We start from the raw sequence: 11,840 nt of genomic DNA, 5'->3' as shown, positions 1-11,840 counted from the left end.
GCAAGGTGCTCGCGCACTTGCACCTCGTGATGCTAGACTTAGATTGAACGATAGACTTCGGCAGAGGGCACCGCATGACTGATCACCGCAATTCCGCCGCTCCCATCGATCCCGTAAAACTCGACCGGCTGGCCGAGGTGGCGGTGAAGGTGGGCCTGGGCTTGCGGCCGGGACAGGATCTGCTTCTGACGGCGCCGGCCATCGCGCTGCCGCTGGTGCGGCGGATCGCCGTGCATGCCTACAAGGCCGGCGCAGGTATCGTGACGCCGATCCTGTCGGACGAGGAGATGACGCTGGCGCGCTACCGCCACGGCCACGACAGCAGTTTCGATCGTGCCGCCGGCTGGCTCTACGAGGGCATGGCCAAGGCGTTCTCGGACAATACCGCACGGCTCGCCATCGTCGGCGACAATCCGATGCTGCTGTCGGGCGAGGATCCTTCCAAGGTGGCGCGCGCCAGCAAGGCGAATTCGATGGCCTATCAGCCCGCCCTCGAAAAGATCGTCAATTTCGACACCAACTGGAACATCATCGCCTATCCGAGCCCGTCCTGGGCCAAGCAGGTCTTCCCGGACGATCCCGAGGACGTCGCGGTCGGCAAGCTCGCGGATGCGATCTTCGCGGCATCCCGCGTCGATCGCGAGGACGCGATGGGCAATTGGGCAAGCCACAATGCGGTGCTGCGCGAGCGTACCAACTGGCTCAACGGCCAGCGCTTTCGCGCGCTGCAATATTCGGGGCCCGGCACCGATCTGACCATCGGGCTTGCGGACGGCCATGAATGGGAGGGCGGCGCCTCGCTGTCCAAGAACGGCATCAGCTGCAACGCCAACATTCCGACCGAAGAGGTCTTCACCACGCCGCATTGCCGCCGCGTCTACGGCCATGTCGTGAGCTCGAAGCCGCTGTCCTATCAGGGCACGCTGATCGACAACATCGCGGTGCGCTTCGAGGACGGCAAGATCGTGGACGCCAAGGCCTCGCGCGGCGCGGAGGTGCTCAACAAGGTGCTCGACACCGATGAGGGCGCCCGGCGCCTCGGCGAAGTGGCGCTGGTGCCGCATTCCTCGCCGATCTCGCAGAGCGGGCTGTTGTTTTACAACACGCTGTTCGACGAGAACGCGGCGTCTCACATCGCGCTCGGCCAGTGCTATTCGAAATGCTTCGTCAACGGCGCGCAGCTCACCCCGCAGCAGATCGCGGCGCAAGGCGGCAACCAGAGCCTGATCCACATTGACTGGATGATCGGCTCCGCCGAGACCGATATCGACGGCATCTTGCCCGACGGCAGCAAGGTGCCGGTGTTCCGCAAGGGCGAGTGGGCGAAGTAACGCGCTTGCGGCCATCCTTCGAGACGCCCGCCGCTGGCGGGCTCCTCAGGATGAGGTCGTGTTTCGTTGCGAGACCTTAGACCCTCATGGTGAGGAGCGCCGCCTTACGGCGCGTCTCGAACCATGCAGGCCGAGGACATTCGTCCCCTCAAAGCCTTTTCTCACGCCGCCGCATTGCGCAGCATCGGGTTGTTGTCGATGCTGAAACGGTTGAACAGCGTCGTGAACGGGCTGCCGTCGGTGGCCCGCACGATGGCGTCGGACGCCGCGATCGCCTCGTAGAGTGCGCCGACGGGATCGGCGGCCTTGCCGAGGTCGAGACTCCTGTGGATCTCCTCGCGCGCCGCGTTGATCTCGTCCTCGTCGTCGAGCGTTGCCTCCAGCGCCTCCGCCGCGCGCCGCATTTCCTGGAGGTCGCCGCCGCCCGAAAATTTGAGGATGTCGAGCCAATAGGGGCGGGCCACGACGAGCTGGACGAACGCCTCGAAACTGTCCGCGATGATGCCTGCGCGGCCCTCCGACGAGACGTAGAGCACTTTCTGCGACGGCAGCAGCACGAACGCGCCGCCGGTGCCGTTACTGCCGATCTGCCGGGGATCCTCGATGCCGTCGATGGTGAACCAGGCCTCCTCGTCCGGCACGAAGGAGACGTCGAGGCTGGCAAGCCGGGCGACGACCGCACGATCGGCTGTTACAACCTCGGGCGTGAGGGGCATCGGCATGGCTCCGTTTTGGTGATTCCGCGCACTTTGTCGCACCCCGAAAGGGATCGGTTCATGTGCGCGAATTTGCAGGGAAATCGCGACGTTAACCGCGTTGTGCCTGCAACTACCGGCTGATTTTCAAGGCCTGCGTAAGAAAGAATTAAAAACCGATGACTAGCGTTCCCGACATCTTTCGAAACATCCGGGCCGAGGCCCGGCATACTTATTATATCCCCTGGGGAAGAAGATGTCGCGCGCATTGATTGAAATCGGGAATTGCAATGTCGACCTCGAGCTGCGGCCGATCGAGCCGTCCTGGATCATCGAGGGCAACCCGGTCTCGCGTTCGCACATCCTGTCCACCAGCGCCGACGGCACCGCCTCGACCATCATCTGGCACTGCACCGAAGGGCGCTTCAACTGGTACTACGACATCGACGAGACGATCATGATCATGGAAGGATCGATCGTGCTCGAGAGCGATGGGCTCCCGCCGAAGCGCTACGGCCCCGGCGACGTCATCTTCTTCCGCGACGGCGCGCATGCCAAATGGCATGTCGAAGGCTACGTCAAGAAGATCGCCTTCTGCCGCAAGACCAATCCCGTGATGATCGGCTTCCTGATCAGGGTCGTCAACAAGCTGAAGAAGATCTTCACCTCCACCGGCGAGCGCCGCCCGGCCTCGCTGATGGGCGCAGGCTAGAGCTCTCAACAACGTTTCAAGGACGCTTCCCAGCGGCCACGACGAAGAGGGGGCGGGATCACCCTCCCGGCCCCTCTTCTCGTCGTGACGGCAGCTGGAGCCGATAGACGTCTATCGCGGTCTGCGAGAACAATGCGGTCTTCTCAGCCTCGCTCAGCTTTGAGGTGATACGCTTGAAGGCGTTGAAGATCACCTGGTAGCTGCACTGGCCCTTGTCCGGCGGGAAATTGCTCTCGAACATCGCGCGCGTCGGACCGAACGCCTCGATGCAGGTCTCGACATAGGGCCGCCAGGCCGCGGCCAGCTCCTCGGACGTCGGCGGCCTCTCGCGCAAATGGAAGTCGTAGCCGAGCAGGCACATCGCGAGCCCGCCGAGCTTCACCACCACGTTCTCGCATGTCGCAATCTCCCGGATCGAGGCGCGCCATTGCGCAAACACCTCCTCGCGTCGTCCTGCGAAGCGGCCGGTTGCTGCCGGGCCGCCGCAATGGTCGAGCACGATCCTGGTGTCAGCGAAGGCGCGTGCCAGCTCGGTGAGCTCGCCGATCTGCGGATGGAACAGCCAGGCATCGAAGCTGAGTTTGAGGGGCGCGAGGCAGGCAAAGCCTTTGCGGAAGGCCGGGTCCTGCAACAATCCCTTCGGCCTGTTCGCATACATGCCGGCGACAACAGGGTCTTCGTCCCAGGCCGAGGAATGCCGGATGCCGCGAAAGCGGCCGTTGCCTGCGGCGATCTCGGCTTCCAGCACGCCCTTTGCGGCATCGCCGAGCAGCAGATTGGCGTGGCTGACGATGCCGGCGCAGATCGCGGCCTTGCCGTAGCCACCGCTCGCGCTCATGGCGGCGACGCCGTTGGCGAACTCGACCTCGCCGACGGGCCGGAACGCCTCGGGTCCATGCGCGCGGTACATCGACCGGCAATCGACATAGACGGTGGCGATGACGTTGTGGCCGGAGCCGATGTCGGCCGCCATCTCCTCGATCAGATAGCGGTGCCCGCGATTCCACAGATGGTGATGCGGATCGACGATCGGCCGCAAGGGATCGATGATCTCCTCCCGATGCAAGGCGAGCCAATCCTCACGCGGCTCGACGAACAGCCCGCTCGTGTTGGCGGGCACACCGCTTGCTGCCATCGGCGTTCGCTCCCTGTGTTGTTGTGTGGGGAGCCTAGCACCTCATCTCCGTATGCAGCAGCGCGCCTCGCGCAACCGCACCCATCATCGCAAGCAACGCGGCATCGTCGTCAGCCCGTCCGCCGTGTCGCTCTCCCCTCGACTACCAGCCGCCAGTCCGCTGCCGTGGCCGGCTTGACCTCCCCACGCCAAAGGAAGGAGTCGCCGGTGATCTCGGTAAAGCTCCAGCGCGTCAGGTCGCCGGCTTCGGTCGTGCCTTCCTGCACGATGTCCTGCCCGCGCGGACGGCCGATCTGCTGGCGGAATACGCTCCGGCCGGGATCGAACCAGGAGATTCGCCACGCATCGATGCCTGGATCGTAAACGCGCAGCGTCGTGCCGTACCAATTGCCGGCGATCGGAAAGGCCGGACTGCCTGCGGGACGGGGAATGATCCAGACGTCCTGGACGGCGCGGCCCTCCAGAATCCAGCCGAAATGAATTTCGCCCGGCGCGACATGTTTCGTTTCATCAGGGCCATGGGCCGTGATCTCGGCCTCCCAGTCGCCGACGAAGCGGCCGTAGAGCTGGAGCGCCGCGGCGTGCTCCGGGTTCGGTCCATCGGCGTGTAACAATCGTGCAAAATCGGTCATGGCAATCTCCTGTCATGGCGAGATCAGCACGGCCGGCCCGCGGAGGACTTGGAGAAAATTGCCGTCGGCGATCGTCAGATCTTGCGCGGGGACAGACGCGCCATACTCGTGTCGGCACTGTCTTTCGTCTGCCTGCTCCCTGAACGTTCCGCCCACCAAATGACGATGACGGAGACGATGACGAGGCTCGTGCCCAGCATCATCATGCGTGAGAACGGCTCGCCGAGCACGACGGTTCCGAGCAGCACCGCGATCACCGGATTGACGAACGTGTAGGTCGATACCAGCGAGGTCGAGACGTTCTCCAATAGCCAATTGTAGGCGACGAATCCGATCACACTGCCCGAAACGATCAGCCAAAGCACCGCTGCAAGCGAAGTTGGCGAGACGTCGCCCGGGCTGAAGGTTTCGATCTCGCCCGCCAGCCAGCTGATCGCGAACAAGACGATCCCGCCGATCGAAAGCTGCATGCCCGACAGCGGGATCGCGGACGTCTCGCTCGCCATGTTTCGGGACAGGACGGTCCCGGCCGACCATGACAAGGCCGCAGCCAGCAGCCAGACGATGGGAAGAATGCTGATGCCGGCCTGCTCGACATTTTGCCATGCCACGAGGCCGACGCCGAAGAAACCCGGCACCAGCGCAAGAAGGGCTGCGGGCTTGGCTCGCTGATCGCCGGGGGACAAGGGGTCGATCAGCAGGATCCAGAACGGGATCGTTGCGAGCACGATGGCTGCCACGCCCGAAGGAACCGATTGCTGCGCGAAGGCGAGCACGCCGTGGCAGCCGACAAAGAAGAGCAGCCCGCACAGGCACGCCGTCGCCCAGGTCTGCAACGATACATTCGCAATCTGCCGGCCGCTCATCGCCAGTAACACGATGCCACCACAGAACGAACGCAACGCCATCAGCAGAAACGGCGGAATCGATTTCAGGCCCAACGTGATGGCGAAGTAGGTGGAACCCCACAGCAAATAGATGGCGGCGAACGCGCCGATGACCAGGAACCTTCTGCTCATGATTGCTCCGATCGAAGACGATCTCGAAGCAACCAAGTCGGAGGAGGTTGATGCGTTCCGGTTTCGCGCCTCAGACGCCGTCGAGGATGATCACCGTCGGCTTGGTCGGCAGCGTATCCCGCGACATCCGGAACGAGCGATCGATGCGCCGGTCGATCTCGAACTGCTGGCCGATGCGGCGCATGAAGTCGTCGAGCGGGGTGGCGAAGCGGTGCATCGGCAGCACCACCGAGGCGCGCAAGCGCTTGGTGATGTCCGATATGCCTTCGAGCGACATGGTGTAGGTGCCGTCGATCGGCACCATCACGATGTCGAGCCGCCCAATCTGGGCGAAATGGCTATCGTCGAGCTTGTGATGGAGGTGGCCCAGATGGCCGATGCAGAGGCCCGCGACCTCGAAGATGAAGATCGAATTGCCGTCGCGGATCATGTCGGCGCCGGCATCATCGCCGAAATAGCGGCGGATATCGGTGGTGACGTTGCGGACGAAGGTATCGCCGATGCGCTCCGACACGATCGCCGGCTTGCCGTCCTCGCTCCAGCCATGCAGCACGTGGGGAATGCGCCTGTCCGGAAACAGAGTGTAGTGGGTGCTGTGGGCGCGGTTCATGGTGACGACGTCGGGCAGCCGGCCGACCTGATAGGCGCCGCTGTAGTCGGTGGCGATGCGCAAGCCGCCGGGCGTGTCGATGTAGTAGGTGGAATGGCCGGCATAGGTGATCTCGACCTCGGCGGAGCCGGCGGCCGGCCGGAACGCGACCGGCATGACCTGCGGAGCCGCATTGGCCATCGCCAGGCATTCGCTGCGCTGGGGCTGCTGGGCGAGGGCAGGGGTCAGGAATGCGCCGAACAGCGCCAGAGCCGCCGAAACCAGTCGCCGCATCGATCCGTCCCCGATGACTTCACGGCGAAGTCTAGCGTGCAATGCAGCGCCTCGCCAATGGGGCGGGATCAACAGCGCGTCAGTGTCGCACCTATGGCTCGCGTTTTGGGCTGAACTTCCAGGTGACCGCGACGAGCCCTGCGGTGATCAGGCCGCTGATCAGGCCGGCGATTGGCAAGGCGAGCAGCAGGGCGGCGCTGGCGGCCCAGCCGATCGAGGAGAAGGCCTCGGCAATGGTCGCCAGCCGCGACGAGGTTTGCCGGCGTCGGAATTGGCTGCGCCGGGCCTGCACCCGGAACCAGAGCTGGATCGCGGTCGCGGAGGCTGCGCTGATGATGATCGCGGCGGCACTGATCGCAGCCTGGGAGGGCGAGGCGAACGCCAGCGCCGCGACCAGCGGGCAGAAGATCACGGCGATCGCGATCAGCACTACCTCGGTCTTGGCACGAATGACGCTGGACGGCGTCAGCGGCGCGGTGGCGACCAGGTCGGGGGCGTCCTCGCCCGAGATCGTCAGCCAGGCGAGCCCACCGGCGAGCTGTCCGGCCGCCATCACGATGACGGGCGTGATCAGCGTCAGCGCCGCGGCGCTGTCGGCAAAATTGCGCCAGAGCAACAGCGCCGGCGGCACCAGGTAAAGCAGCTGCATCAGGGTCTGGGAGATCAGCCAGGGATCGCGCCACAGCAGCGAAAATTCCTTGCGCCGCAGCGCCTGCTGCCGCGAGCCGGCGCGGAACGGGCGCTCCTTCGCCCGCCTGCTGCCGGAGCCGCCATAGGCCGCGGCATCGATCGCCGTGTCGGCGAAGCGGTGCGAGAAGATCGCCATGACGCTTCCGAGCAGGACCAAAGCGAGCGCCAGGAGCAGCAGCAGCGCCTCGCTGTCGCCCATCACAGCCCGCGCCGGCCACCACCAGATGCTGCCGACATCGGGCGCGTAGGCGGCCGCGGTCCCGGAGGTCAAAAGGGTGAAGCGCGACAGTGTGCCGTAGGACATAATCGCGGCGACCTGGAGCGCGATCACGAAGCCGGCGCCGATGATCGCGGCGAGGATCTGGGCGATGAGGCGCGTTCGCGCCGGGCCGATCAGGCGAAACAACAGGATGGTGGCGGCGATCGCGATCGCCGCGGCCGACAGGCCCATGGCGGCGACCACCCCGAACGCCGCGAGCCAGCGCGCGCCGCCGCCGATCACGAGCACGTCGATGAAGGGCGTCGAGAACAGGAGCGCCATCGCGGTGACGGTCAGTGCGATCGCGGCGATGCGGACCGAGAACAGATTGGCGAGCCGCGCAGGCGAGGACATGATCAGGTCGAGATCGGCGCGGGCGTAGAACACCCGCGTCACCGACTCGATCGCCTGCGACAGCATCAGGGTCCAGGCCAGGAAGATCGTCGCCGTGATCACGATCAGCGCGGATTTGTCCAAAGGCAGCTGCAGGTCGGCGAAGCGGCCGATCACCGCCCAGGCCGGCAGGTGCAGCAGCGCGGCGAAGCAGACTATGCCGATGATTGCGGCGCGCGTCCGCTTGCGCCGTCCGCCGGTCATCATGGCGAACCATTCGCGCCAGGCGAGCCGGAGCTCGTGGCGGGCAAACCAGGAAAGCGCGGTCGCCGAGCTCATGCGGCTTCCGGAAGCGTCACCAGCGCGATGAAGAGATCCTCCAGGCTGGTGTCGGCATGGCCGTTCTGCTGGCGCAATTCGGTCAGCGTGCCTTCGGCCACCAAGCGCCCCGAGGCGATCACGCCGATGCGGTCGGCCATGCGCTCGGCGACCTCGAGAATATGCGTGGTCATGATGACGGTGCCGCCGGCGCGGACCCGCTCGCCAAGCAGGCCCTTCACATGGCGGGCCGAGACGGCATCGAGCCCGGTCAGCGGCTCCTCGAGGATGATGAGGCGGGGATCGTGCACCAGCGCGCCGGCGAGCGCCACTTTCTGGCGCATGCCCTTGGAAAAGCCCTCGCAGCGCTCGTGCCGGTGCGGTGCGAGGCCGAGCGAATCGAGTAGGTCCTGCGCGGCCGGCTCCGAGACCGACGGCGCGATGCCCCACAAGCCGGCGACGAATTCGAGATATTCGAGCGGGGTCAGCTTGTCGTAGATCATCGGCTCGTCGGACACCCACGCCATCACCTGCTTGGCGGCGACCGGGTCTTGCAGCGCATCGATGCCGAAGATCGAGACGCTGCCGGCATCGGGGCGCAGCAGGCCCGCAACCATGCGCAAGCTGGTGGTCTTGCCGGCGCCGTTGGGACCCACCAGCGCGTAGAATTCGCCGGCGTGGATGGTGAGATCGAGGCTGTCGACCGCCAGACGGTCAAAACGCTTCGTTAACCCCTTAACTTCCAGCGCCGAGCTGTCCGGCTTCATGACGGTCACACCATCCGGTTTTGCATCGCCCTGCGACCATGACCCGAAGATGTTTCGGCACCGTGAATCGCGCTGGCGCAAATCCCGTCATCCGGATTGGACTAAAGGCAAGTCACCTTAACAAGTCACCGTTTGTTGACAGCGCTGGGCGGTTCAGGCTGAATTGGTTCCGGACAAATGGCGCTAACGCGGCGAAACGACTGCGTAGCGACTGGACACAAGATACGGCAAGGCGGTCGAAAAGAACCGCCGGTTGTATCGGGAGGACGCGCGTCAATGCTGGATTTCGTTCAGCAGCTGGTCAGCGGTGTCGCGCTCGGCTGCGTCTACGGCCTGATCGCGCTCGGCTTCGTGCTCGTCTACAAGGCCACCGAGGTCGTCAATTTCGCCCAGGGCGATCTGATGATGCTCGGCGGCTTCTTCGCCTTCACCTTCATCGGCATGATGGGTCTGAACTACTGGGTCGGCTTTGCCGGCGCGGTGACCGCGATGGCGCTGTTCGGCATGCTGGCGGAACGCGTGGTGGTGCGGCCGATCCTCGGCTATCCGCAATTCTCCGTCATCATGGCGACCATCGGCCTCGGTTATTTCCTGCGCTCGATCGCCGGCATGATCTGGGGCACCGACGATCTGAAGATCGAGACGCCGTTCAGCCAGGGCGTGCTCCGCATCGGGTCGCTGGTGCTCGCCTACGACAAGCTGTCGGTGATCGCGGCGACGATGATCCTGTGCACACTGCTCTGGCTGTTCTTCAACAAGACCACGCTCGGCACTGCGATGCGCGCCAGCTCCGAGAACATGCTCGCCGCCTATTACATGGGCATTCCGGTCAAGCGCGTGGTGTCGGTCGTCTGGGCGATCAGCGCGGCGGTCGCGACCTGTGCCGGCGTGCTGCTGGCGCCGATCACCTTCATTCATTCCAATGTCGGTCTCGTGCTTGGCCTGAAGGCGTTTCCGGCCGCGGTGCTCGGCGGCTTCGGCTCGATCCCGGGCGCCGTGGTCGGAGGCGTTCTGATCGGCGTGATCGAGAGCATGGCCGGCTTCTACCTGCCCGAGGGCTGGAAGGACGTCGCGCCCTATATCGTGCTGCTCACCGTGTTGCTGCTGAAGCCCGAAGGCCTGTTCGGCCACCACGTCCGCAAGAAGGTCTGAACGCCATGCGCTTCCTGTTCAAGACCGACTACGAGGACGACATCAAGCTGTTCCCGCATTCGGGCTATCTGGTCTCGTACGGCATCCTGCTCGCGCTGCTGCTGATCGCGCCCTATGTGCTCTCCAGCTATCTGATGAGCCAGCTGGTCTTCGTCTGCATCTATGCGACCGTCGGCGTCGCGCTGCTGATCCTCACGGGCTTTACCGGCCAGGCCTCCCTCGGGCATGCCGCGTTCCTCGCCATCGGCGCCTACACGGCGGCGTATTTGCAGAAATACAATGTGCCGTTCCCGGTCTACTTCCTCGCCGCCGGCGTCTTGACCGGCATCATCGGCGCGATGGTCGGCTTTCCCGCCCTGCGGCTGACCGGCATCTACCTCGTCATCGCCACCATCTCCTTTGCCCTGATCGTCGAGGAGATCCTGGCGCGCTGGGAGAGCGTCACCAACGGCAACGAGGGCATGCGGGTCAAGACGCTGTCGCTGCTCGGCGTCACGGTGCCGCGCGACAGCCCGACCTTCTATTATCTCTGCCTTGCCGTGCTGGTGCTGACCATCGTCGGCACGCTCAATCTGCTGCGCTCGCCGACCGGACGGGCCTTCGTCGCGATCCGCGACAGCGAGACCGCGGCGCGCAGCATGGGCGTCAACGTGGCGCTCTACAAGGTGAAGTCCTTTGCGATCTCGGCGGCGATCACCGGCTTTGCCGGCGTGCTGTTCGCGCACAAGCTCTCCTTCATCTCGCCGGAGATGTTCACGCTGCAGCTCTCGATCGAGTTCATCATCGTGATCCTGATCGGCGGCACGTTCAGCCTGCACGGTGCGGTGCTGGGCGCGATCTTCATCGTGATGATCGATCCGTTCTTGACCTATCTGAAGGACGACATGCCCGGCATGATCGCCGGTGTCGCGTCGACCTTCGGTGCCGGCCCGGCCGCCGCAGGAAGCATCAAGTCGAGCGTCGCGGCCTTCGCTTCGCTCAACGGCCTCAAGGGCGCGATCTACGGCATCATCATCGTGCTGTTCGTGCTGTTGGAGCCGCTCGGGCTGTACGGCCGCTGGCTCAAGATCAAGCTCTTCTTCCAGCTGTTCCCGCTCTACAAGCGCGCCACCTTCAAGCGGCAGAAGATCTACGTGAAGTCGGAGCGGAATCGATGAGCTATTTCCGCGCCGAGAACCTGTCGCTGCACTTCGGAGGCCTCAAGGCGGTCGACGCGGTGTCCTTCGCGGTCGAGAAGGGCGAGATCCTGTCGATCATCGGGCCGAACGGCGCGGGCAAGAGCTCGATCTTCAACCTGATCTCGCGGATCTACCGGCCGACTTCCGGGCGCATCTTCTTCGAGGATCAGGACATCACGGAAGAGCCGCCCTATGACATCGCCAAGCTCGGCATCGCACGGACCTTCCAGAACATCGAACTGTTCGAGAATGCGACCGTGCTCTCCAATCTCCTGGTCGGCCGCCATCGGCATTCGACCACGCAGCTGTGGCAGGAGCTCTTGTTCCTGCCGAGCGTGCGGGCCAACGAGAAGGTACACCGCCGCAGGGTCGAACAGGTGATCGAATTCCTCGATCTCGAACCCTATCGCGATAAGCTGATCTCCGGCCTGCCTTACGGCGTGCGCAAGGTGATCGAGCTGGCGCGCGCATTGTGCACGGAGCCGAAGCTGATCCTGCTCGACGAGCCGTCCTCCGGGCTCAATGTCGAGGAGACCGACGACATGTCGTTCTGGATCCGCGACATGAAGAGCGAGCTCGGCGTCACCGTGCTGATGGTCGAGCACGACATGTCGCTGGTCAATCGCGTCTCGGACCGCGTCATCGCACTGAACTACGGAAGGGTGCTGGCGATGGGGTCGCCCGCCGAAGTGCAGCAGCACCCCGACGTCGTCGCCGCGTATCTGGGAGCCTGACC

Annotated in this window: 11 protein-coding genes and 1 pseudogene; 5 read left to right on the top strand and 7 right to left on the bottom strand. The window is 64.5% G+C overall.

From position 1 onward, the window contains the following. Positions 1 to 74: 74 nt before the first annotated feature. Positions 75 to 1,331: an aminopeptidase gene (locus tag X268_RS29185; RefSeq protein WP_128928139.1), complete on the top strand. Its 1,257-nt coding sequence runs from the start codon at positions 75 to 77 to the stop codon at positions 1,329 to 1,331. 161 nt (positions 1,332 to 1,492) lie between these two features. Here the strand turns inward: X268_RS29185 and X268_RS29180 are convergent, their stop codons facing one another. After that, complete coding sequence (locus tag X268_RS29180; RefSeq protein WP_164937981.1) at positions 1,493 to 2,047, bottom strand: hypothetical protein; 555 nt, start codon at positions 2,045 to 2,047, stop codon at positions 1,493 to 1,495. A gap of 235 nt (positions 2,048 to 2,282) precedes the next feature. Between X268_RS29180 and X268_RS29175 the strand changes: the two genes are divergently transcribed. Continuing rightward, positions 2,283 to 2,738 carry a cupin domain-containing protein gene (locus X268_RS29175; RefSeq protein WP_164937980.1) on the top strand — a complete coding sequence of 152 codons (456 nt, stop codon included), beginning with the start codon at positions 2,283 to 2,285 and terminating at the stop codon, positions 2,736 to 2,738. Between the two features lie 58 nt (positions 2,739 to 2,796). Here X268_RS29175 and X268_RS29170 read toward each other — a convergent pair whose 3' ends face one another. From X268_RS29170 to X268_RS29145, 6 genes and pseudogenes are all read right to left on the bottom strand, one after another. Further along, positions 2,797 to 3,873 carry an amidohydrolase family protein gene (locus X268_RS29170; protein ID WP_128928136.1) on the bottom strand — a complete coding sequence of 359 codons (1,077 nt, stop codon included), beginning with the start codon at positions 3,871 to 3,873 and terminating at the stop codon, positions 2,797 to 2,799. Positions 3,874 to 3,983: 110 nt separating this feature from the next. Beyond that, the gene (locus tag X268_RS29165) at positions 3,984 to 4,505 is read right to left on the bottom strand and encodes a hypothetical protein (protein WP_128928135.1); all 522 of its coding nucleotides are present in this window, start codon (positions 4,503 to 4,505) and stop codon (positions 3,984 to 3,986) included. Between the two features lie 74 nt (positions 4,506 to 4,579). Further along, the gene (locus X268_RS29160) at positions 4,580 to 5,524 is read right to left on the bottom strand and encodes an EamA family transporter (RefSeq protein WP_128928134.1); all 945 of its coding nucleotides are present in this window, start codon (positions 5,522 to 5,524) and stop codon (positions 4,580 to 4,582) included. A gap of 70 nt (positions 5,525 to 5,594) precedes the next feature. Further along, positions 5,595 to 6,407, bottom strand: coding sequence for an MBL fold metallo-hydrolase (locus X268_RS29155; RefSeq protein WP_128928133.1), 813 nt, complete (start codon positions 6,405 to 6,407; stop codon positions 5,595 to 5,597). 91 nt (positions 6,408 to 6,498) lie between these two features. Continuing rightward, complete coding sequence (locus X268_RS29150) at positions 6,499 to 8,028, bottom strand: permease (protein WP_128928132.1); 1,530 nt, start codon at positions 8,026 to 8,028, stop codon at positions 6,499 to 6,501. Continuing rightward, positions 8,025 to 8,720: pseudogene (locus tag X268_RS29145) on the bottom strand (ABC transporter ATP-binding protein); the annotation flags it as partial. The pseudogene X268_RS29145 and the gene X268_RS29150, both read right to left, overlap by 4 nt. A 330-nt stretch (positions 8,721 to 9,050) precedes the next feature. Here X268_RS29145 and X268_RS29140 point away from each other — a divergent pair. From X268_RS29140 to X268_RS29130, 3 genes are read left to right on the top strand one after another with little or no spacing between them, the layout of a single operon-like run. Then, complete coding sequence (locus tag X268_RS29140; RefSeq protein WP_128928130.1) at positions 9,051 to 9,926, top strand: branched-chain amino acid ABC transporter permease; 876 nt, start codon at positions 9,051 to 9,053, stop codon at positions 9,924 to 9,926. 5 nt (positions 9,927 to 9,931) lie between these two features. After that, positions 9,932 to 11,083 carry a branched-chain amino acid ABC transporter permease gene (locus tag X268_RS29135; protein ID WP_128928129.1) on the top strand — a complete coding sequence of 384 codons (1,152 nt, stop codon included), beginning with the start codon at positions 9,932 to 9,934 and terminating at the stop codon, positions 11,081 to 11,083. Next, positions 11,080 to 11,838, top strand: coding sequence for an ABC transporter ATP-binding protein (locus X268_RS29130; RefSeq protein ID WP_128928128.1), 759 nt, complete (start codon positions 11,080 to 11,082; stop codon positions 11,836 to 11,838). The genes X268_RS29135 and X268_RS29130 overlap by 4 nt, the downstream gene beginning before the upstream one ends. The last annotated feature ends 2 nt before the right edge of the window (positions 11,839 to 11,840 follow it).

It is taken from the genome of Bradyrhizobium guangxiense, assembly GCF_004114915.1.
Lineage (GTDB): Bacteria > Pseudomonadota > Alphaproteobacteria > Rhizobiales > Xanthobacteraceae > Bradyrhizobium > Bradyrhizobium guangxiense.
Note: the sequence above shows the minus strand (reverse complement) of the source record. Positions and strands in the feature narration are given on the sequence as shown.

Excerpts from the sequence above, each read along its gene's own strand:
- X268_RS29180 (WP_164937981.1), bottom strand. The coding sequence starts at position 2,047 with ATGCCCCTCACGCCCGAGGTTGTAACAGCCGATCGTGCGGTCGTCGCC.
- X268_RS29170 (WP_128928136.1), bottom strand. The coding sequence starts at position 3,873 with ATGGCAGCAAGCGGTGTGCCCGCCAACACGAGCGGGCTGTTCGTCGAG.
- X268_RS29135 (WP_128928129.1), top strand. The coding sequence starts at position 9,932 with ATGCGCTTCCTGTTCAAGACCGACTACGAGGACGACATCAAGCTGTTC.
- X268_RS29155 (WP_128928133.1), bottom strand. The coding sequence starts at position 6,407 with ATGCGGCGACTGGTTTCGGCGGCTCTGGCGCTGTTCGGCGCATTCCTG.
- X268_RS29185 (WP_128928139.1), top strand. The coding sequence starts at position 75 with ATGACTGATCACCGCAATTCCGCCGCTCCCATCGATCCCGTAAAACTC.
- X268_RS29160 (WP_128928134.1), bottom strand. The coding sequence starts at position 5,524 with ATGAGCAGAAGGTTCCTGGTCATCGGCGCGTTCGCCGCCATCTATTTG.
- X268_RS29140 (WP_128928130.1), top strand. The coding sequence starts at position 9,051 with ATGCTGGATTTCGTTCAGCAGCTGGTCAGCGGTGTCGCGCTCGGCTGC.
- X268_RS29165 (WP_128928135.1), bottom strand. The coding sequence starts at position 4,505 with ATGACCGATTTTGCACGATTGTTACACGCCGATGGACCGAACCCGGAG.
- X268_RS29175 (WP_164937980.1), top strand. The coding sequence starts at position 2,283 with ATGTCGCGCGCATTGATTGAAATCGGGAATTGCAATGTCGACCTCGAG.
- X268_RS29150 (WP_128928132.1), bottom strand. The coding sequence starts at position 8,028 with ATGAGCTCGGCGACCGCGCTTTCCTGGTTTGCCCGCCACGAGCTCCGG.
- X268_RS29130 (WP_128928128.1), top strand. The coding sequence starts at position 11,080 with ATGAGCTATTTCCGCGCCGAGAACCTGTCGCTGCACTTCGGAGGCCTC.